Raw genomic sequence first — 21,368 nt, forward strand, 5'->3', positions numbered from 1 at the left:
GCCGCTCAACGATGAGACGCGAAGTGTCGCGTCTCTACGGGGTCTTTCCTACCACCAGCCTATCGCCCAGCACCCGCTGCAAATCCGGCAAGTCGTAATGGCGTAGCACGCCCGGCAGCACTTCCGAATACACGTTTTTACCGGCCGGTTGCGTCAGTAGCTCCTGGTAGGAAGGCGGCATTTTATCCACCTTCAGGCGCGTGATGTCGGGCCCGAGCAGGGACACCTGCAGGGCCGGCACCACGGCTCGGCCGCTGGCGCGCAGCTCTACGGGTGTGCCGGCCAGCGGGTCGGCATTGCGCACGAATACCTGCAGGATGTCAATATCAGCGGCGCGCTGGAGGGGCAGCGGGCGGCCTTCGTGCAGGGCCAGCAGGGCGTTGCGGTACTCGCGGTTGTAGTATTTGGGGTCGATGGCGGCGCTGGGGTCGGCGGTTTCGCCCAGCCCGCGCAGGTCGGCCAGCACCACGGCCGTGCCTTGGCGAAGGTAGGCCTGCACTTGCGCCGCGCTGCTGTCGAGCACGGCCGCCTTGCCTCCATCGGCCAGCCAGATGAGGACTTTGGTGGGCCGCGCCAGGCCGGAGGGCAGGGCCAGCAGTAGCGGCAGCGGTGGCTCGCCCGGCCGGCGTAATACGAACTTTTGCAGGGTCAGGCCGGCCCGCCGCAGGGTGTCCAGCGGTCGGATTTCAACCCGAGCGGGCTGGCCGTCGCTGGTTATTGCCGAAGTATAACCCCGTTGCTGCTGCCGCACCGCCGCCACAATTTCGGCGGCGGTGGCTGGGCGGCGGGTGGCCAGTTTCTGAGCCTCGGCCAGATGCTGAGCAGCTAGCGCCACTTCATCCCGAAAGGCTGTATTGACCTGCCCGGTGGCTGTGCACTGCAGCTCTTTGGTGGTTGAAACCGGCAGATTCCCCTCCCGCACCGGCGCGGCATCGCCATAAAACCAGCGCCGGAACCACGCCACGGCTACTTCTCGCTTGGGCTGCGAAATGCCGTGGCCGTCGTCGTAGGTGAATAAATCGAGTTGCTCTGGCTTGCCGAGGGCGCGATAAATACGGCGGGTTTCGGTCGTGGCAGCTTCGATTTGGGTGTAGTCCACGAAATCGTAGCGGCCAGCCAGCACCAGCAGCGGCTTGGGAGCGAACATGATGGGCCAGTCGGCGATGTCGAGGCGGGCGCGGCCAGCGCCGGGCAGCTGCACGCAGCCGTCAGCGGGGCCGGTCAGTTCCAGGTTTTTTTCGCCGCTGGCCACGTAGCTGCACAGCGCGGCCACCTTCATGCGCGGCTCCAAGGCCATGAAGTAAGCCGTTTGGGTGGCGCCGCCCGAGTTGCCGAGGCAGCCCAGCCGGGCGGTGTCTATCTCGGGGCGGGTGAGCAGGTAATCGAGGCTGCGGGCGTTGTCCCAGAACTCTTCGCCGGGCGTGGTCTGGCCCAGCAGAGTCGCGTCGGCGTTTAAAAGCGTGTGCTCGGTGGTGCCACCACGGGTGAGCGCCTTGCCAGCAGCATCGGTGAGCTGCATTCGCTCGCCCTGCGAGATGGGGTCAATAACGAGCACCACAAACCCGTGTTGCGCTAGCAGAATGGCCGTTTTCTGGTACGAAACCGTGGCTTTCGATTCCTGCTCGTGCCCGCAGAACAGCAGCACGCCGGGCTTCTTGCCCTTGCCCGCTGGCACGTACAAATTGGCCGTAACGTGGTGTTTTGGCGTGCTTTCGTAGATGATTTTCTCAATCTGAAAGCCCGGCCGCTGCAGCTTGCCCGTCACCTGCGCCTGGAGCGGGGTGCGCGACGGCAGCGGCCCTAGCACCCGCCGGAAACGCGCCCGCACGCTGTCGCGGTAGGCGGTCGCGCCGGCCGCCGATTGCGCGGCCCGGTCCAGCTCGGCCGCGCGGGGCGCGTACTGCGCGTGCAGCTGCTGAAACAGGTAGGTGCTGAGGGTGGTCTGGGCCTTCCAGTCGAGCACGTTGGGGCCGGGCTGCTGGGCCTGGGCCGAGTGCGCAATTATCAGCCCCAGCCAGACCAGCAGCCCAATTTTTGCCCGCGTAGCCATGCTATCAGGAGGCAGCGACGGCCTGCAGCTCTTTCACCAAATCGGCGGAGCCCACAAAGAGAGGCGCGCGCTGGTGCAGGTCGGCAGTGGGCGGCACGTCGAGGACAACATCGGCCCCGGTAACGGCCATGCCGCCGGCCTGCTCGATGAGAAAGGCCAGCGGGTAGCATTCGTAGAGCAGGCGCAGCTTGCCGCCGGGCTTGTCTACGGTGGGCGGGTAGAGATAGATGCCGCCCGTGAAGAGGTTGCGGTGGTAGTCGGCCACCAGCGAGCCCACGTAGCGGGCCGTGAGGCGGCGCTCTTTGCAGGTGGTGAGGTAGGTCCGCACGAACTCGGGGTAGTCGAACCAGTTGCCCTCGTTGCAGCTGAACACCGGCCCGCGCTGCGGAATCTTGATGTCGGGGTGCGAGAGAAAAAATTCACCCAGCGAGTTTTCGTAGGTGAAGCCCGTCACGCCGTGCCCGGTGGTGTACACGAGCATGGTGCTGGAGCCGTACAGGATGTAGCCCGCAGCCACCTGTGCCCGGCCGCCCTGCAAAAAGTCCTCCTTGCGGGCCGGCCCGCCGATGCGCGACACCCGGCGGTAAATGCCGAAAATGGTGCCGATGCTCACGTTCACGTCGATGTTCGAGGAGCCGTCGAGCGGGTCGATGGCCACCACGTATTTGCCGTTGCGATTACCAGTTTCAACGATTTCCTCGTTTTCTTCTGAAAGAATAGCGCAGGCCTCGCCGCCGTTGGTGAGGGCGCGGATGAAGCGAATGTTGGCTTCCACGTCGAGCTTCTGCTGGGCTTCGCCCTGCACGTTTTGCCCGCCCATGGCCCCGGTGATGCGCGAAAGGCCGGCGCGGTTCACCTCACGGTTCACGATTTTACCGGCCAGGGCGATGTCGCGCAGCAGCTGGCTCAGCTCGCCCGTAGCGTACGGGAACTCGGCCTGCTTGCGCATGATGTAGCGCTCCAGCGTGGTGCCCACAGGCGTGGCGAGGGCGTTTTCAGTAAGGGTCTGGGACATGGGAATCAGTTGGCAGTTAACAGTGAGCAGTTAACAGTTTGTAGGAAATGTTTGGAAGGCTGTTAACTGCTCACTGTTAACTGCCAACTGATTTTAGCTGGCTTGTTTCTGGGCCTGCCAGAGCACTACCTGCCAGCCTTTTTTCTTGTCTTTGATTTGGACCACCACGTACTTGATGCGAGCCACGCTGGTGCTGCCATCGGGCTGGGGCGGCGAGGTGATGCGGATGGTGCCGTTCACGACGGCAGTTTTGTCGTCGTTATAGGCGCGCACGTTCAGGGCGTCTATTTCGATGTTGCCGTACTGGCTTTTGCCGTCCTTGATGCTCTGAATGTACTCGGTTTTGGTGTTCTGCACGCCGCTGCCGTGGGTGTACACTAGGTCGTCGGCGAAGGCCTTTTCTAGGAAAGCGTAGTCCTTTTTCACCTGCGCCTCAAAGCGCTGGCGTTCGAGAGCTTCGATTTCCTTGATAACAGCCATGTTTTTGGGTTTTGATACCTGAGAAAAGGCAAAGAGCGGCAAGGCCAGCAAAAAAGCCAGCAGCAACGACCTGGTTTTCATATAGTGAGAAATTGGAAGTACCCGAACGGCGCGGCCTTCGCGGCCGGTAGCGGAAAAGGCTGCGCGTTTGGGGGGTGTGTTTATTCGTCGTCGAGCTTGATGGGCTCCATGCGCGGCACCAGCGTGAACATCAGCACCCAGGCCAGCAGGTAGGCCGCGCCGCAAATGAAAAACATGATGTAGTACGCCTTGTCAATCTGGCCGATGCCTTCGTAGTACACGAACATGCGCTTCTGCACCAGCGCCGTGAGGGCAATGCCGCCCAAGCCGCCCGCCATGCCGCCAATGCCCGTGACTGAGCCCACCGCCCGCTTCGGGAACATGTCCGACACGGTAGTGAAGATGTTGGCGCTCCAGGCCTGGTGAGCGGCGGCCGCCACACCGATAACCAGCACCGCCAGCCACATATTCATGCCGCCCAGCCACTGCGCGGCGATGATGGGAAGCACACAGAAAGCAATAATCAGCATGGCCGTTTTGCGGGCCTGGAACGCGGGCATGCCGCGCTTGATGAAGCCCAGCGGCAGGTAACCGCCCCCGATGCTGCCGATGCTCGACAGGATGTAGACCGTGGCCGTAGGCAAGGCCAGCTCCGTGCCTTTCAGGCCGTATTGCTTGCCCAAAAAGTCGGGCAGCCAGAACAGGTAGAACCACCAGATGGGGTCGGTCAGGAACTTGCCCGCTACGAAGGCCCAGGTTTGGCGGTAGCCCAGCAGCGTAGCCCAGGAGGCTTTGGGCTTTTCCTCCGTTACGCCTTCGGCGGGCAGGCCGGCCGGAATATCCGCGTTGATGTAATCGAACTCTGCTTTACTCAGGCGTTTGCTGTTGGCCGGCGTATCGTACACCAGCATCCACAGCGCTAGCCAGATAAAGCCCAGCGCGCCGGTAATGACAAACGCCCACTGCCAGCCGTAGTGTGCGGCAATGAATGGCACGGTGAGCGGCGCCACAATGGCCCCCACGTTGGCTCCCGAGTTGAAGATGCCCGTCGCCAACGCCCGCTCGCGCTGCGGAAACCACTCGGCAATCGTCTTGATGGCCGAGGGGAAGTTGCCGGCTTCCATCACGCCCAGCGCCCCGCGCGCCACGCTGAAGCCGAGCGTGCCTGTGGTCAGGGCGTGGGCCATGGCGGCCACGCTCCACAGGGTGGTGGCCAGCGCGTAGCCCAGCTTGGTGCCCAGCTTGTCGATGACGCGCCCCACGCCGGCCATGCCCAGCGCGTAAGCTATTTTGAAGGTCAGCTCGATGTTGGCATAATCGGCCACGCCCCAGCCAAACGCCTTTTCCAGGTCGGGCTTGAGGTAGGAAATAACCGCCCGGTCGAGGTAGTTAATCGTGGTGGCGAAAAATACCAGCGAGCAAATGGTCCAACGGTATTTGCCGATGACGGCATTGGCCGTGGCCAGCGGAGAATCAGGCGGGGCCTGCGTGGAAGATGTCATCATCGAGTTCGGGAATTTGAAACCAGGGCACTACTCGGAATCAACCCGATGGTGCGCAAAGCACACCATCGGGCACTACTTTTTCAGGGTTTCGACCACCTGCATCAGCTGGCCAATGCTGGCGGCCAGGGCGTCGGTATCATCAGCGTTTTTAAACAGCTGCGAGCCCATGCCCACGGCATTCACGCCCGCACCAAACCAGGCGCTGAGGCTGGCCTCAGTGGGCTCCACGCCGCCGGTCACCATGAGCTTGGTGTGGGGCATGGGGCCGCGCAGGGCCTTCACATAGTCGGGGCCGACGAGATTGCCGGGGAAGATTTTCACCACGGCCGCGCCCAGTTCGCTGGCGTTGTAAATTTCGGTGGGGGTCATGGCGCCGGGCAGCCACGGAATGTCATGGGTGCGGCACACCTCTGCCACCTCGGCCGTGGCCAGGGGCTGCACCACAAACTCGGCTCCGGCGGTAATGAACTGCTCCGCCTCGGCAGCTTTATAAATAGTACCAATGCCGAGAATCATATCCGGGCACTGCTGGGCCACAAAATCCTGCAGTTCCATGAACACGGCCAGGGCTCGTTCGCCCCGGTTCACAAACTCGAACACGCGGATGCCGCCCGTGTAGCAGGCCTGCAAAATGCGCTGCGTGTAAGCGGTATCAGCGTGGTAAAACACCGGCACCACCGGATAGCGGAGCAGCGTGGCAAGAGTTTCGGCGGGAGTATGGCGGGGCATTGTTGGTTAATTTTAGCGCAGCAAACGGCCGCTGGTGTTGCCCTTCATGATTTCTTCCACCTCAGCCACGGTCACCAAATTGATGTCGCCGTGGATGGTGTGCTTGAGGGCCGACGCGGCCACGCCGAAGGTGAGGGCCTGCTGCGGGTTGTTGTAAGCCAGCGAGCCGTAGATAAAGCCGGCCATGAAGGCATCGCCGCCGCCAATGCGGTCCACGATGGGGTTGATGTCGTAGGTGACGGTTTCGAGAAACTGCTGGCCGTCGTAGAAAATGCCTTTCAGGCCGTTGTGCGAGGCGCTGTGGGTTTTGCGGCGGGTGGTAACCACCTGCTTGATTTGCGGAAACCGCGCCATCACCTGCCGGGCGACGGACACAAACTTGTTGTCGGTACCGGGCTCGGGCACGATGTCGAACAGGTCCTCGGCGTCGTTCTCGGAGCACACCACCACATCGCAGCCCGCCACCAGTTCCGACATCACGCTCTGGGCCGTTTGGCCGTACTGCCACAGGTTGCGGCGGTAGTTTACATCGGCCGATACGGTAATGCCCAGGCGGCGCGCGGCGGCAATGGCCTGGCGCGTAGCCTCGGCCGTGCGGGCCGAAATGGCGGGCGTGATGCCCGTCCAGTGCAGCCAGCCGGCATCTTTCAGAATTTCATCCCAGTTGAATTTGGCCGGGTCGAGGTTAGCAAAAGCCGAGTTGGCGCGGTCGTACACCACTTTACTGGGGCGCATCCCCGCTCCTACTTCCAGAAAATACAGGCCGAGGCGGTCGCCTTCGTACACGGTAGCGTCCATGTTCACGCCCAGGGCGCGGAACTGCTGGGCGGCGGCGTGGCCGAAATCATTGGCCGGGAAGCAGGTGACGTGGGCGGCGGGCACGCCCAGCCCCGCCAGCGAAGCACCCACGTTAGCATCGCCGCCGCCGTAGGTGATTTCGAGGTTTTGGGTTTGCGCGAACCGGTAATTCAGCGGCGGCGACAGCCGCATCATGATTTCGCCGAACGTGACAACTTGCTTCATTGATTAGGTGATTAGAACGGTGTAGAGACGCAACATTTTGCGTCTCGTCGTTGCTGATGTTGTTTAGTCTGCGGTGTTGCGCGGCATGAGCCGTTCAACGACGAGACGCAAAATGTTGCGTCTCTACACCGTTCGTCTAAGCGGTTACGGCAGCGGCTTCTACCACTTTGCCGAAACCGAAATACTCCTTGGCGTTGCCGTAGCAGATGTTTTGCACTGTGCGACCCAACAATTCCATGTCGGCCGGCAGCTCGCCGTTTTCCACGTCGTTGCCGAGCAGGTTGCAGAGCACGCGGCGGAAATACTCATGGCGCGGGTACGAGAGGAAGCTACGCGAATCGGTGAGCATGCCCACGAAGCGCGGCAGCAGGCCCATGTTGCTCAGTGCGTTGAGCTGCTTTTCCATGCCGTCCTTCTGGTCGAGGAACCACCAGCCGGAGCCGAACTGCATCTTGCCGGCCACCGAACCGTCGTTGAAGTTGCCAATCATCGTCGCAATCAGGTCGTTGTCGGCCGGGTTGAGGTTGTAGATGATGGTTTTCGCCAGCTTGTCCTGGCCGTCGAGCCGGTCGAGGAAGGTGGACAAGGCGCGGCCCTGCGGGAAGTCACCGATGCTGTCCCAACCCGTGTCGGGGCCGAGCTCGCGGAGCATGCGCGAGTTATTGTTGCGCAGCGCGCCGATGTGGTACTGCTGCGTCCAGCCTTTCTCCCAGTCCATCTCGGCCAGCAAAACCAGCACGGCGGCCTTAAACTGATGGTTTTCGGCGGGCGTCAGCTCACTACCACTCCGGATTTTTAGGAAGATGCTGGCGGCTTCGTCAGCCGTGTATTCGGCGGCGTAGATGTGCTCCAGGCCGTGGTCCGACAGGCGGCAGCCCACGCTGGCGAAGAAATCGTGGCGGCGGCGCAGGGCCGTTTCCAGGTCGGCGAAGGTGTTGATTTCCACTTCGGCCACTGCGCCCAGCTTGTCGAGGTAGGCGTTATAGCTGCGGGCATCGTCCACGGCCATTGCCTTATCGGCGCGGAAGGTAGGCAGCACGTTCACGCCGAAGCCGGCGGCGGCAATGGCCTGGTGGTGGTCCAGCGAATCGGCCGGGTCGTCGGTGGTGCAGAGGGTTTCGACCTGCATCTTTTTGAGCAGGTTTTGCACCGAATACTCCGGGGTCTGCAGCTTGGCGCTGCACTCGTCGTAGATGCGGCGGGCGCTGTCCTTGTTCAGCAGCTCGGTGATGCCAAAGTAGCGCTGCAGCTCCAGGTGTGTCCAGTGGTAGAGCGGGTTGCGCAGCGTGTAGGGCACGGTTTCGGCCCATTTCTCAAACTTTTCCCAGTCCGAAGTGTCGCCGGTGATGTAGCGCTCGGGCACGCCGTTGGCCCGCATGGCGCGCCACTTGTAATGGTCGCCGTAGAGCCAGATTTGGGTGATGTTCTCGAACTGCTTGTCCTCGGCAATCTGGTCGGGCAGTAGGTGGTTATGATAGTCGATGATGGGCATCTGCTTCGCATACTCGTGGTAGAGCGTGCTGGCCGTGGCGGTCTGGAGCAGGAAATCGTCGTTGAGAAAAGGCTTCATAATCAATCAGGAATGCAGCGTTGGCGCGCCGATAAATTCTTATGATTTCAGGGGTCGAAGGTAGGCCGGGGCGGGGCGCGGAACCCTCATGGGCCGTCCTGATTCCGGTATTTATTAGCGAAAACGGTTGCGTAGATTCTTTGGCAGGCTACAAGCTTACCCCGCGTTTCCACGGAATAAAATCGGTCTGGTCGTGGCGCATGGCAGCTACTTCCTCCCCGCTGGCCACCCGAATGACGTAGTCAAGAATGCGCTCGCCGGCCTGCTCGATGGTTTCTTCGCCGTCAATCACGGTACCCGTGTTCAGGTCGATGATGTCGGGCATGCGCTTGGCCAGGGCCGTGTTGCTGGCGATTTTCACCACCGGAGCAATAGGGTTGCCGGTGGGCGTGCCCAGGCCGGTAGTGAAGAGGACAATGTTGGCCCCCGACCCTACTTCGGCCGTCGTGGACTCCACGTCGTTGCCAGGCGTGCAAAGCAGGTTCAGGCCCGGCTTAGTCACCAGTTCGGGGTAATCGAGCACCGCCACCACGGGCGAGGAACCGCCCTTGCGGGCCGCCCCGGCCGATTTCATAGCGTCGGTAATCAAGCCGTCGCGGATGTTGCCGGGCGAGGGGTTCATGTCGAAGCCCGAGCCCACGGCCACGGCGCTGTCGCCGTAAGCCTTCATCAGGCTGCTGAACCGCTCGGCAGTTTCCTGATTCACGCTGCGGTCCACCAGTTCCTGCTCCACGCCGCATAGCTCCGGAAATTCGGCCAGGATGACCGAGCCGCCCAGCGCCACCAGCATATCGGAAACGTGGCCCAAAGCCGGGTTAGCCGAGATGCCGGAGAAGCCGTCGGAGCCGCCGCATTCCAGGCCGATGTTCAGGGCTTTGAGCGGAGCAGGCTCGCGACGGGCCTGGTTGGCAATCATCAAACCGGCAAACGTCTGGCGCAGCGCGGTACTGATGAGGGTTTCCTCGGTGCCGAGCTTTTGCTGGTCGAGGATGTAGAGCGGCTTGCTGAAGTTGGGGTCGCGCTTCGCGATTTCCTCCTGCAGCATGCTGGCCTGCGCGTTCTGGCAGCCCAGGCTGAGCACGGTGGCGCCGGCCACGTTGGGGTGCGTGATGTAGCCGGCCAGCAGGCCGCACAGCGTCTGGGCATCCTGGCGGATGCCGCCGCAGCCGCCCTCATGCGAGAGGAAGCGGATGCCGTCCACGTTCGGGAACGGGCGGCTGTTCTGGGTGCTGCCTTCGCCGGTCGCCAGGTCGGCGCTCAGGATTTCCTCCACCGATTTACCGGCCTGCAGCAGGCTGAGCAGCTGGCGGGTTTCGGGCTGGTAGGTTTTGCGGCGGGCGTAGCCCAGGTCAGTTATCAGGGCATCCTGCAACACCTGGATGTTGCGGTTTTCGCAGAATACCAGCGGAATCACCAGCCAGTAGTTGGCGGTGCCCACGCGGCCATCGGCGCGGTGGTACCCCTGGAAGGTGCGGTCCTGCCAGGCGGTCACGTCGGGCGCGGTCCAGGCGGCGCGCTGGTGAGCGTGCTCGTCGTAGCTGTTGGTAGCGTGCTTGATGTTGGCGGTGGTGAGGCGGCCACCGGGGCGAATGTCCTCGCGGGCGGTGCCCACGAGCACACCGTACATCGTCACGGGCTGGCCGGCCGTCAGGCCCAGGGGCGCGAGTTTGTGCTTGGCCGGAATGGCTTCGGCGGTGGTGACAAAGCCATTCTCCCACGGCACTTCGGTGCCGATGGGCAGGTCGACGAGGGCGACCAGCACGTTATCGGCGGGGTGAATGCGGGCAACCTGGTGTTTCATATCAATAGGTAATTATCGGGAAATCGTCGGGCTAAGCGCGGCCGCAGCATCTCTACCGCTTCGTTGCAGCGAAGGAAATTTCTTTCGTGGCAGAGACACTGGGGCTCACTCACTCAGCATCACGTTTTTCTTCGGCTCAATCAGGAATTAACAACCGCCGCTTTCCTGGTAAAAAACGCAGCCAGCGTGGCCGGCGCGCCTTCTTCCAGCAACTGCGTCAGGTAATGGCTCACCTTATCGGCAAAGCCGGGCAGGCGGGTAAGGTCATGGCCCCAGAGGGCGGTATTGCTCAAAGCGGCAGCGGTCAGCTCGGCGGGCGACGACTTGGCCCACAGTTCGGCGAAGTAGCCGGCGCGGTCGTCCTGAATGGTGTAGGGCTGGCCGTTGGCTTCGCCCTGGCCAGTGCTGGCGCCGGTGGCGGTGTTGCGCATAAACAGCAGGTAGGCCGCGAAGCCCAGCGCCACATAGTGCGGCACGGCGCGGTGCTGCTGGTAATAATGCAGCAGCGTGGGCACGTTGCGCATCTGCATTTTGGCGGTACCCTGCATGGCAATAGCCAGCCAGCGGTGCTCCAGGTAAGGGTTGCGGAAGCGGTCGAGGACCTGCATACCGAAGCGCTGGCCCACTTTTTCATCCACCGAAACGGGGATGCCGGGCAGCAAATCGGCCAGCATCAGGTTGTGGATGAAGCGCGCCAGGTCTTCGTTTTCCAGCGACTCGCGCACCGTGGTGCAGCCGGCCAGGTGGGCCAGGGCGTAGCTGAGCGTATGCGTACCGTTGAGCAAACGCAGCTTCAGCTCGCGAAACAGCGTGATGTCGGGCCGGATGACCACGCCGGCCGCAGCCGTGTGAAACGACAGCACTTCGCGTACCCGCTCGCCGCCCTCAATGGCCCAGAGCGAATAGGCTTCGGCCACCGTCAGCAGGTCGTCGCGGTAGCCCAGCTCGGCCTGCAGGGCCTCGTAGGCGGCGGGCTCGGGGCGGCCGGGCACGATGCGGTCGACCAGCGTATTGCAGAAGTCGTTGGCCGCTTCGAGCCAATCAATGAAGGCGCTGCCGAGGTCGTTGCGGTGCGCCAGTTCCAGTACAATAGCTTCGAGCTTGCGGCCGTTGTCGGGAATCAGCTCGGTGGGCACGATGACCAGGCCGCGGTTTACATCACCCTTGAAAGCTTCGAAACGCGCGTGCAGCACGGCCAGCAGCTTGCCGGGGAACGACGTGGGCGGCGTGAGGTGAATGTCCTCGTTCACCAGCTGAATGCCGACTTCGGTGGTGTTGGAAACCACGACCTGCAGGTCGGGGCTGGTGGCGAATTTTAGCACGTCGGCCCACTGGCTTTTGGCCGAGAGCACGCGGCTGATGCTGGCGCATACCACGTTTTCTTCCACGGGGCGGCCGTCGTCCACGCCGCGCACGCACACCGTGTACAGGTTGTCCTGGCGCTCGAAGGCCGTGGCGTCGCCGCCGTCGGTGCTTTTCACCACCACAATGCGGCCGTTGAACACACCCTGGCGGTTGGCCTCGTCAATCATGAAATCGGGCAGGCCGCGCAGCAGCACGCCGGTGCCGAACTGCAGGACCTTTTCGGGCAGCGTGAACAGCGCCGGAGCGGGCCAGGACACGGCGGCCGAAGTGTGAGGAGCAGCCAGTGCCAGTTGTTGGGTAAGCGTGTCCATGGAGAGGGGGTTGAAAATAAGGTTGGTGACTGAACGAAGCTAGAATTCGGGGCGGCTAGCGCCCTCCCGTACTCACCCGCTTCTGCCAGGCCGGATAGTCTTTTTTTAATAATTTTTCGGGCCAAACCCCGGCATACAGGTAGCCGGCGCGGCGCTCGTTTTCAATCTCGGTGAGCTGGTAGTGTACCTGGCTGTCGCGCCCCACGTAGATGGGCCGGTCGGTATCAAGCTCATAAAAGCGCGCCCACAACCTAGCGCCTGGCGTGGGCACAATGACGCGGTCTAGCACTTTTTTGGACGATGGCAGCGTGACTTCCTGCACCGCGTAACCGTCCATTTTCACCTTCTCGAACCAGGCTACGGCGCTATCAATGGCCTTGCGCACTTCCGGCGTGGGGTTTTCGATGCCCATCAGAAACCGCACGATGTCCACCGACTCATCGCCGCTCAGCGAAGCCAGCTCGAAGGCACGGGCCTTGGCCGGCTGCAGGGTTTTCTCGTCGTATTGGGCGCACCAGGCCGTGAGCTGGCCCCTGCGCACGTACTGCGTTTTCAGAATGCAGCTAATGCCGCGCTCCTCGGCCTTCGCGGCCTGGGGCACCAGCTTGGCATCGAGGCCGGTGAAGGGGGCTTGCTGGCGGGCCACTTTGCGCAGCACTTCCAGCACCCGCACCATGGCGTTGTCGTTGTAGGTAATCTGGTGGCGGTAGTTGCTGAAATCGGGGTAATACTGCGGGAAGCCGCCGTTGGCGTACTGCATTTTCAGCAGGTAGCGAATGCCGGTTTCGGCCGCCTGGCGGTAAGCCTGGTTGTTGGTTTTCTGGTAAGCCGCGGCCAGGTAGGTGATTTCGCGGGTCGTGGCGTTGTTGTCAATCGTGGCGTCGTTGCGGCCCTTGTCTTGGATGGTACTGGCCCGTTCGAAGGCACTCAGCGGGTGCGAGTAATCTACTTTTTTGTTGCCTACGGCTTTGGGCCAGCCGCCCACTGCCCGCTGGAATACGAGCATTTTTTCGGCAATGGTGTCTTGCACCACGGCTTGCGCTGGCACTGCCTGGGCGGCCCGGAAATGCTCCGAACCGCCCGTGGCTACCGCTTCCTGTTGGGTCGGCGTAGTTCCAAGTCCCACCTTGCCCAGCCCCGCCAGCAGGAGCAGTATTTGCAGCGTCATCATGCGTTGAAATGTGAAGGCCGAAGCCCGGTAATCAATCGTAGTTGCAGCGGTCAAAAAATCCCGACCTAACACCGGCCGGTATTCATCCCGATTAGTAGCCCATGTTCTGGCGCAGGCCAGGCGTTGCGTCGATTGTTTTTTGCGGAATGGGCAGCAGTTCCTTGCCTTTGCCGGGCACGTACTCAGCAGCCAGGCCGGTGCCGGCTGGGCCGGTTACGCCCAGGGCCGTGAGGCTGGTACCCTGCGTCCAGTTCACGCGGGTGGTGCCGGCAGGCGTTACGGATGGCAGCGCCTTGTAGAAGGAAGTAGCCCACTGTACTTCGCCGTTCACGGTTTTGTAGTAGGCGGAGGCAGGCAGCACCAGGTTGCCATAGAAGGTCGGCACGGCGGCCCCGGTAGCCATTTTGTTGATGCTGGCTTGCGTTTCAAGAATCTTGGTGCCCAGCAGGCCCCAGCGCAACAGGTCGTACTTGCGAATGCCTTCGCCGCCAAACTCCACCAGCCGCTCGTTTTGCAGGGCCGTGCGGAACGCAGCCTGCGTCGCGAGGTTGAGGTTGCGGGAAGCATTGGCCTGGTTTGCGCCAAAGCCCCGGCGGCGCACGCTCAGCAGGGCATTCACGGCGGCCGTGGTGGGGCCGTTCAGCTCGTTCTCGGTTTCGGCAAACATCAGCACCACGTCGGCGAAGCGGATGAGGGGCCAGTTGTAGCCCAGGTAGTTGCCGCTGCCCGTCACGGCCGGAATGTGCCAGTCGCGACGGAACTTGCCATCGTTGGCTTTGTCCAGCGCCACCCCGATTTTGTTATCGCTCGGGCCGCCCGTCGTGGTGGCCCGGTTGTAAGCCGCAATGGTCAGGTCACGGCGCAGGTCGGTCGAGTCGAAGGCGTAGAAGTAAGGAGGCGCCACCGTGATGGCCCCGCTCGAAGTCCCGTAGGTGGGCGAGTTCAGCTTCGGCCCGTTGTAGTAGCCCAGCTTGCTATCGGAGCTGGCGGCCGAGTTGGCGGTGCCGTGGCCCACTTCCAGCATCAGCTCGTGGGTGGCATCGGCCTGCTGATGGTTGATGCTCAGGAAAATATCAGAATAGCTAGGGTTGAGGCTGTGTTCGCCGGTGTGGCGGGTGCTCATCAGCTCCTGGCAGATGTCGTGGGCCAGCTGCAGGTAGGTTTTGTAGTCGCCCGCGCGGTTGTCCTCGCGGCCGTCTTTGGGGTAGTAGCCGCCGCGGGCCAGGGCCAGGCGGGCGCGCAGGGCCATCACCCCGCCACGCGTGAACCGCTCCCGCTCGGCCGAGCCGGCCGAGCGCCACAGCACCAGCTTGCTGGCTTGGTCCAGGTCGGCAATGAGCTGGGTGTAGGTGGCCAGGCGGTCTTCGTTCGGAAACTGCTTGCCCACGATGGAGGGCTCGCGCGGGGCCGGCACGTCGCCCCAGTTCCGAATCAGCTCGTGCATAAACTGCGCCCGCAGGGCCAGCACTTCGCCGTGCAGGTGGTGCAGGGTGGCCGAGTCGGGGCCGGCCGCGTACTGCGGCATCTGCGGAATGTACTTGATGCAGATGTTGGCCCGCTCCACGCCCTGGTAAAGCGCAATCCAGCCGTTTTCTACTTCTGCGTCGGTCGAGGATTCGGCGTAGCGCGCAATGGCGCGGCGGCCGGCCTGGCTGGCCCCCGATTGCCCGATGAATTCATCGGTATCGTAGGGGAAGTACAGGGAAACGGTTTTGCCGTAGGTGTTGTCGCCCGATAGCAGGTCATACACGCCCGTAACGGCCCCGCTGGCCCCGGACAGCGAGCTGAACGTGGCTTCGGTGGTGTTATAGGCCAGCGGCGTTACCTCCAGGTAGTCTTTGCACGACCACAGGCCCGCCATGCCGCAAACCACGGTGACGGCGGAGGCCAGGCGAAAAAGGGATGATTTCATAATCGGTGGGCGGATTATTGATTAGAAGGATAGGTTGGCCCCGAACAGGAAGCCGCGGCTGCGCGGATATGCTGCGTAGTCGACGCCGGGCGTGAGCGGGCTTTTAGGCCCCTGGCGGGTGTTGGCTTCGGGGTCGTAGCCCGAGTATTTGGTGAAGACGTACAGGTTGTTGAGCGTCACATACAGGCGCAACTGCGTCACCTTGGCCCGCGAGAGCACGGCTTTGGGCAGTGTGTAGCCGAAGGTGACGTTGTTGACGCGCACAAACGAACCGTTTTCGATGGCGTAGGAGCTCAGGAAGTTCTTGCGGGTGGGCGTCCAGATGCTGGCATTCTGGTTGAGGTTGCGCGAAGTTTCGGCGCTGGTGATGGTGGCACCGTTGGCATCAATGGTGCGGAACCGGTCGTTCATCGTGGCCAGCAGGTTGGCGTAGGCATAGCGGGACGTGGTGAACTCAATCTTGTTGGCATTGTACACGTCGTTGCCGTACACGAAATTCAGAAACACGCTGGCATCGAAATTCTTGTAAGTAAACTGCTGGTTGAGGCCGCCCACCAGTTTGGGGTTGGCATTGCCAATAACCTGGCGGTCGGCCTCGGTGATAACGCCGTCGCCGTTCAGGTCTTTGAGGCGAATGGTGCCGGGGGCCAGAGGGTTGCCGGTGGTGGCATTATCGTCCACTACGCCCGGCTTGGGCGTCCAGGTTTTGGTAGAGGCGTTGTAGCCCGTAAAGTCGTCGGCGGTATAGAAGCCCTTGCCGTTGCCGCTGGTGTAATCGACCACGTAGCCATAGAACTGGCCTACCGTGCCGCCCACCTGGGTGAGGAAGTCGTTGGAAATGTCGCTGCTGGCCCAACCCGAGTAGGAGAGAATGGACTGCGCATCGCCCAGGCTTTCAATCCGGCCGCGGTTCATGGCAGTGTTGGCAGTAGCCGTCCAGCTAAAGTCGGGGGTTTGGATGATGGTGCTGGTCAGCTGAAGCTCCAGGCCGCGGTTGGTGGTCGAGCCGATGTTGCGCGTCTGCGAGGTGTAGCCCGAAACCGAGGAGATGGGCACAGCCACCAGCAGGTCGTGCGTGGTGTTGTAGTAGGCGTCGGCAGTCAGCTGCAGGCGGTTATTGAACAGCGCCAAGTCAATACCTACGTTGCGCGAAGACGTCGACTCCCACTTCAGGTTGGGGTTGGGCAGACGGGTCGAAGCCGCGCCGTTGTAGGCCACGCCGTTGAAAACGTACTGGCTGTTGCCGGTCTGAAAAAGCTGCGAGTACAGGAAGTTCTCGATGCGGTTGTTGCCGGCTTCGCCCACGCTCACGCGGAGCTTCAGGTCCGAAATCTGGCTGATGTCCTTCATGAAGGCCTCGCGCGAGATGCGCCAGGCCGCCGAAGCCGCCGGGAAGTAACCCACCCGGTTGTTGGCCCCGAATTTCGAGGACCCGTCGGCGCGCACCGTGGCCGTGAACAGGTACCGCTCGTCGTAATTGTAGTTCAGACGGGCAAAGCCCGAAAGCAGGCGGTACTCGTCGCGGTCGGTGGTGGGCAGCGGCTGCGCAAACGTGCCCCCGGCAGGCAGCACGCCCTGGTTGATGTTGGCAATGGCCTGCTCAGGCGTGAGCTCCTTGGGCAGGTACTTGGTCTGAATATTCTGCTCGGTGCTCAGCTGCTGGTAGATTTCCTCGCCAATCAGGGCATCAAAGGTATGCTTACCCGTGATATAGTTGTAGCTCAGCACGTTCGAGTTGTTGATGCTCGTGGTGGCGTTGGTCAAAATGTTGGCGAAGGGCTGGCCGTTGAAGTTGCCCGCGGGCTGGCGCAGCGTGGGCGAATACTGCCCGTAGAAGGTTTCAATGGCCGAATTGGTGATGTCGATGCCGCCTGTCGAGCGGAAGGTCAGGCCCTTGGCCAGCTGCAGGCTGGCGTTGCCGGCCAGGTTCAGCACCTTGCGGCGGTTGCGGCGGTAGTCGTTGTCGATGGCCACCAGCGGGTTTACCAGGTTGCTGTTGGTCACGAAGTCCTCATCGAAAGCATTGGGGTCGTTCGAGCTGAGGTTGGGCAGCGTCAGAGGCGCGTAAATCACCGTGTTACGCAGACGGGTATTGATGGACGACGTGGACACGCCCTGCGGTGTGGTGCCGTTGGTAGAAGTGCCGGCGCCCTCAATAACTTGGTCGTTGTAGCGCACGTTGAAGCCCAGCCGCAATTTTTCCGTCGCTTTGTTATCGAAGCGGAAGTTGAGCAGGTTGCGCACGTAGCCCGAGCTCTGCTGAATGCCGTTTTCCTGGTTGTTGGTCAGGCTCAGCGAGTAAGTAGTGCCCTTGCTGCCCCCCGATACCGAGATGTTGTGCGTCTGCATCAGCGCCCGGCGGCCAAATACTTCCTGCTGCCAGTCAATGTCGGGCGCGTTGCGCAGGCGCTGCAGCGTATCGCTGCGGAAATTGGTGGTGCCAAACCGGGTTTTGAAAGCCGACAGGCCGGTGCTACCCAGCGAATTTGCCCGCTCGTACTGATAATCCACAAATTGCTGGGGGTTCATCACGTCCAGCGTTTTGGCCAGCTTCCGGAAGCCCACGAAGCCGTTGTAGTTGATAACCGTTTTGCCCTCGCGGCCGGTTTTGGTGGTGATGATAACCACGCCGTTGGCCCCGCGCGCACCATAGATGGCGGTTGCCGAAGCATCCTTCAGTACATCGACCGAGGCAATGTCCTGCGGGGCAATCACGGCCAGGGCGTTTTCTACCTGCACCCCGTCCACCACGTACAGCGGCGAGTTGTCCTGCGTTACCGAGCCGCCGCCGCGCACCCGCACCGTCACGTTGGCTCCCGGCGAGCCTTCCGAAGCCGTCAGCTGCACCCCGGCCAGGCGGCCGGTGAGGGCCTCCGCGGCCGAGTTCACCGGAATGTCCTTAATCTGCTTGGCACTCACCGACGACACCGAGCCGGTCACGTCGCGGCGCTGCACTTCCTGGTAGCCAATTACCACCACGTCGTCCAGCTGCTTGCTGTCCGAAGCCAGCGTAACGTTGATGGTGGACTGACTGCCCACCTTCACGGCCTGCGACACGTAGCCCACGTAGCTGAAACGCAGCGTGGCGTTGGCGCTGTTGGCGGGCAGCGTGATGTTGAAGTCACCATTTGCCCCGGTCGAGGCGCCGTTGGTGGTGCCTTCTACCAGCACGGTCACCCCTGGCAGGGTTTCGCCCTTGGCATCCTTCACAACGCCCTGGACCTGGCGGCTTTGCGCTGCGGCCAGCCCAATGCTCCCCAGGAGCAACAGCCAGAGCAGGAGAAGATGTTTTTTCATCACAATAAATAGATTTGGGTGGGAGTTTTTCTTAATCAGTTGGTTAGCGCAGCGTGTCGAGGGGCACGGCGTCCATGTCGGTGTATTCGCGGTTCTCGCCGGCCATGCCCCAGATGAAGGCGTAGTTGCTAGAGCCGCAGCCGGTGTGGATGGACCACGGTGGCGAGAGGATGGCCTGCTCGTTGCTCACCCACAGGGGGCGGGTTTCGGTGGGCTCGCCCAGCAGGTGCAGCACGCGCTGGCCCTGGGGCATGTTGAAGTAGAGGTAAGCCTCCATGCGCCGGTCGTGGGTGTGCGAGGGCATGGTGTTCCACACGTTGCCGGGCTTGAGCTGCGTGAGGCCCATCACCAGCTGGCAGCTCTGAATGCCTTCCTGGTAGATGTACTTGTAGATGGTGCGCTCGTTGGCCGTTTCCATGGCGCCCATTTCCACGGGCGTGGCTTCGGCCTGGGTGCGGCGGGCAGTGGGGTGCACCGCATGGGCCGGGGCCGAAAGCAGGTAAAACTTGGCCGGATTAGCCGCGTCGGCGCTGGCGAAAGCCACTTCCTTGCTGCCCATGCTCACATACAAGCAGTCCTGGTTGCCTAGTTCATAGACCGTGCCGTCGACGGTGATAGTTCCCGCACCGCCCACGTTCAGAGCGCCCAGCTCGCGGCGCTCCAGAAAGAAGTTGGCTTTCAGCGACTCTGGGCAGGGCAGCGTCAGCGCGGCCGTAGTGGGCTGCGCGCCGCCCACAATCATGCGGTCGTAGTGCGTGTAGGTCAGCTCGATTTCGCCGGCCGTAAAGATGTTTTCAATCAGGAAATGCTCCCGGATTCCGCTCGTGTTGAGCGTGGCAGTTTCGCGGGGGCCAATGGCAAAGCGCTGGGTCATTTTTAGTTAACAGTTATCAGTGAGCAGTGAACAGTTCTTCAGAAGACAATCGAACAAAACTGTTCACTGCTCACTGATAACTGTTAACTGGTTTTAGCGTCCCATCCAGCCGCCGTCGACGGTGAGGATGGTGCCGTGCACGTAGTCTGAGGCGGCCGAGGCCAGGAACACGGCGGGGCCGGCGTAGTCGGTGGGCAGGGCCCAGCGGCCGGCCGGAATGCGCGCGAGGATGGCGGCGCTGCGCTCCTCGTCCTGGCGCAGGGCAGCGGTGTTATCGGTAGCCACGTAACCGGGCGCAATGGCGTTCACGTTCACGCCGCGGCCGGCCCATTCATTGGCTAGAGCTTTTACCAGGCTGCCCACGCCGCCTTTGCTGGCCGCGTAGCCGGGCACGTTGATGCCGCCTTGGAAGGTGAGCAGCGACGCCGTGAAGATGATTTTGCCGCTGCCGTTTTTCAGCATCTGGCCGCCAATGGCGCGGGCCAGGCGGAAGGGCGCATCAAGGTTGATGCTGAGCACGGCATCCCAGTCTTCGTCGGAGTGCTCGGCGGCAGGGGCACGGCGAATGATGCCGGCGTTGTTGAACAGAATGTCGATAACCGGAAAGTCGGCCTGCACTTCCTTGATGAAGCCCTGCAATTCGTCGAGCTTGCCGAAATCGGCCTGGTAGCCTTTGTACTCGCGGCCCAGCGCCTGCACCGCTACTTCGGTCTCGCCGCCGGCGGGCATGTGGATGGATACGCCGATGATGTCGGCGCCCGCCTCGGCCAAACCGAGGGCAATGGCCTGCCCGATACCCCGATCGCACCCCGTGACGAGGGCACGCTTGCCGGCTAAGCTAAATGCAGAAGAAAATGCGGTCATAAAAGGGACGATGTTGAGACGATAGAGCAGCGCCGACGCCCTTGAAAATGCAGTTGGGGACGGTCCTGCTTCTTAAAGGTTTGGTGAAGCATCAGCCAAAAGCAAGAGTTGGACAATATTTTTTTGTGCAATCGTTGCCGGGAACGATGCCATGTGCCACTCCCCTGCCCATACCATCGCCTGAAATTGCTTCAGGAGCCGAAAAACCAATAAATTCGGCTTGCCTCCGCCACCACCAATGAGCAAGGCCCATTATTGAACTTTACCAATAAATCAAGTCTGTCGCAATTTCGCCGATGTCACTTATTGTCTCAACATACTTGTCATCCCAGGGCATAAAAAAGCCCCGGAAGTCAGCCGCTTTAAGGCAACCAGACTTCCGGGGATGCCGGTAAGAACCCGCTAAAATGGCTTATTGCGGCACGCTTGGCACCCAGCCGCCGAGCACGGTTTCGCGGGTGTAGAAAGCGGCCTGCTGCGGCGTGAGCTGGTGCGACCATAGGATGCGCGCTTTGGGTGCCGCCCCGGGACCGATGGACTTAAACTCACCAAAAAAAGCGTCCTGCTTGTTGCTTTCCTTGCCCCAGTGGTCCCAGCCTTTGGGCGTGATGAGATTGCTCAGCTCGCAGTTGAGCAGCACGGTTTTGGCGGCGGGTTTCCAGGGGCGGGCCAGGAACAGAGAGCCGGGCGTGCCCTCGCCCACAATCTTGCAGCGCTGCAGCACGAAGCCGTAGCGAATGCTGTCGGGTGTGGACGGGGCCATGATGACGGTACCGCCCGCCTTGCAAAACAGCGTGCAATCCTCGAACCAGGCCGTGGCCGAACCCAGGATAAAGTCGGTAGTGCCTTCGATGTAGCAGTTTTTGTAGTACTGGCGGCTGCCGTAGCCATAGGGGTACAGCGTGTCGCGGAAGCCCAGGAAACGGCAGTTCTCAAACTGGGCTTTGTCGCCGTACACCCACATGGCCGGGCCCTGGCCCACGGTGCCGGCCGTGTTCTCGAAGGTGAGGTTGGCGGCCGAAAACTCATTGCCAAACACACGGAAGCTGGCGGCTTCCGACGTGCCCAGGGGCTCGCCGTTGGCGGGGGTGCGGCCGTTGTAGTCGTCGTAGGTGAGCACGGTGGTGTTCACTTCCTCGCCCACCAGGCGCACCAGGTTCTGTTTTTTGGCCAGGTTGAGCTTCTCCTTGTAAACGCCCTTACGGATAAAGATGGTAATGGGCGTGGTGTTGTTTTTGGGTACTGCATCGAGCGCCGCCTGCACGGTGCGGTAGGCACCGCTACCATCCTGCGCCACTACGAATTGCTTGGTTTGGGCAAAGCCGGAAAAGCTCAGCAGTAACAGAACAAACAGTAAAAGTGCGCGCATGGGTAGGGGGT

Annotated in this window: 15 protein-coding genes; all 15 read right to left on the reverse strand. The window is 61.9% G+C overall.

From position 1 onward, the window contains the following. Nucleotides 1-34 precede the first annotated feature (34 nt). Nucleotides 35-2,050 carry an alpha/beta hydrolase family protein gene (locus I7X13_RS13785; RefSeq protein WP_198075947.1) on the reverse strand — a complete coding sequence of 672 codons (2,016 nt, stop codon included), beginning with the start codon at nt 2,048-2,050 and terminating at the stop codon, nt 35-37. A 4-nt stretch (nt 2,051-2,054) separates the two neighbouring features. Further along, a complete protein-coding gene (fbp, locus tag I7X13_RS13790) occupies nt 2,055-3,065 on the reverse strand; it encodes a class 1 fructose-bisphosphatase (RefSeq protein ID WP_198075948.1) in 1,011 nt (336 codons plus the stop codon). A 93-nt stretch (nt 3,066-3,158) separates the two neighbouring features. Then, nucleotides 3,159-3,626, reverse strand: coding sequence for a nuclear transport factor 2 family protein (locus tag I7X13_RS13795; RefSeq protein ID WP_198069076.1), 468 nt, complete (start codon nt 3,624-3,626; stop codon nt 3,159-3,161). 80 nt (nt 3,627-3,706) lie between these two features. Continuing rightward, entirely contained in the window at nt 3,707-5,071 is a 1,365-nt protein-coding gene (locus tag I7X13_RS13800; RefSeq protein ID WP_317191578.1) for an MFS transporter, read from the reverse strand. A gap of 72 nt (nt 5,072-5,143) precedes the next feature. Further along, nucleotides 5,144-5,800 carry a beta/alpha barrel domain-containing protein gene (locus tag I7X13_RS13805; RefSeq protein WP_198075949.1) on the reverse strand — a complete coding sequence of 219 codons (657 nt, stop codon included), beginning with the start codon at nt 5,798-5,800 and terminating at the stop codon, nt 5,144-5,146. A gap of 12 nt (nt 5,801-5,812) precedes the next feature. Beyond that, complete coding sequence (locus I7X13_RS13810; RefSeq protein WP_198075950.1) at nt 5,813-6,823, reverse strand: sugar kinase; 1,011 nt, start codon at nt 6,821-6,823, stop codon at nt 5,813-5,815. A 136-nt stretch (nt 6,824-6,959) separates the two neighbouring features. Beyond that, nucleotides 6,960-8,393 carry a glucuronate isomerase gene (gene uxaC, locus I7X13_RS13815; RefSeq protein ID WP_198075951.1) on the reverse strand — a complete coding sequence of 478 codons (1,434 nt, stop codon included), beginning with the start codon at nt 8,391-8,393 and terminating at the stop codon, nt 6,960-6,962. A 148-nt stretch (nt 8,394-8,541) separates the two neighbouring features. Beyond that, nucleotides 8,542-10,194, reverse strand: coding sequence for a UxaA family hydrolase (locus I7X13_RS13820; RefSeq protein WP_198075952.1), 1,653 nt, complete (start codon nt 10,192-10,194; stop codon nt 8,542-8,544). Nucleotides 10,195-10,334: 140 nt separating this feature from the next. Then, nucleotides 10,335-11,870 carry a tagaturonate reductase gene (locus tag I7X13_RS13825; protein ID WP_198069081.1) on the reverse strand — a complete coding sequence of 512 codons (1,536 nt, stop codon included), beginning with the start codon at nt 11,868-11,870 and terminating at the stop codon, nt 10,335-10,337. 55 nt (nt 11,871-11,925) lie between these two features. Next, nucleotides 11,926-13,041 (reverse strand): pectate lyase, encoded by a 1,116-nt coding sequence (gene pelA / locus I7X13_RS13830; protein WP_233454792.1) that lies wholly within the window; start codon nt 13,039-13,041, stop codon nt 11,926-11,928. A 91-nt stretch (nt 13,042-13,132) separates the two neighbouring features. Then, nucleotides 13,133-14,953 (reverse strand): RagB/SusD family nutrient uptake outer membrane protein, encoded by a 1,821-nt coding sequence (locus I7X13_RS13835; RefSeq protein WP_198075953.1) that lies wholly within the window; start codon nt 14,951-14,953, stop codon nt 13,133-13,135. A 21-nt stretch (nt 14,954-14,974) separates the two neighbouring features. After that, the gene (locus I7X13_RS13840) at nt 14,975-18,250 is read right to left on the reverse strand and encodes a SusC/RagA family TonB-linked outer membrane protein (protein ID WP_198075954.1); all 3,276 of its coding nucleotides are present in this window, start codon (nt 18,248-18,250) and stop codon (nt 14,975-14,977) included. Nucleotides 18,251-18,293: 43 nt separating this feature from the next. Continuing rightward, nucleotides 18,294-19,124 carry a 5-dehydro-4-deoxy-D-glucuronate isomerase gene (gene kduI / locus I7X13_RS13845; RefSeq protein ID WP_198075955.1) on the reverse strand — a complete coding sequence of 277 codons (831 nt, stop codon included), beginning with the start codon at nt 19,122-19,124 and terminating at the stop codon, nt 18,294-18,296. Between the two features lie 93 nt (nt 19,125-19,217). Further along, complete coding sequence (locus I7X13_RS13850) at nt 19,218-19,988, reverse strand: SDR family oxidoreductase (RefSeq protein WP_198075956.1); 771 nt, start codon at nt 19,986-19,988, stop codon at nt 19,218-19,220. Between the two features lie 412 nt (nt 19,989-20,400). Next, nucleotides 20,401-21,357: a pectinesterase family protein gene (locus I7X13_RS13855; protein ID WP_198069086.1), complete on the reverse strand. Its 957-nt coding sequence runs from the start codon at nt 21,355-21,357 to the stop codon at nt 20,401-20,403. Between the last annotated feature and the right edge of the window lie 11 nt (nt 21,358-21,368).

Origin of the sequence: Hymenobacter negativus, assembly GCF_016056375.1 — a bacterium.
GTDB lineage: Bacteria > Bacteroidota > Bacteroidia > Cytophagales > Hymenobacteraceae > Hymenobacter > Hymenobacter negativus_A.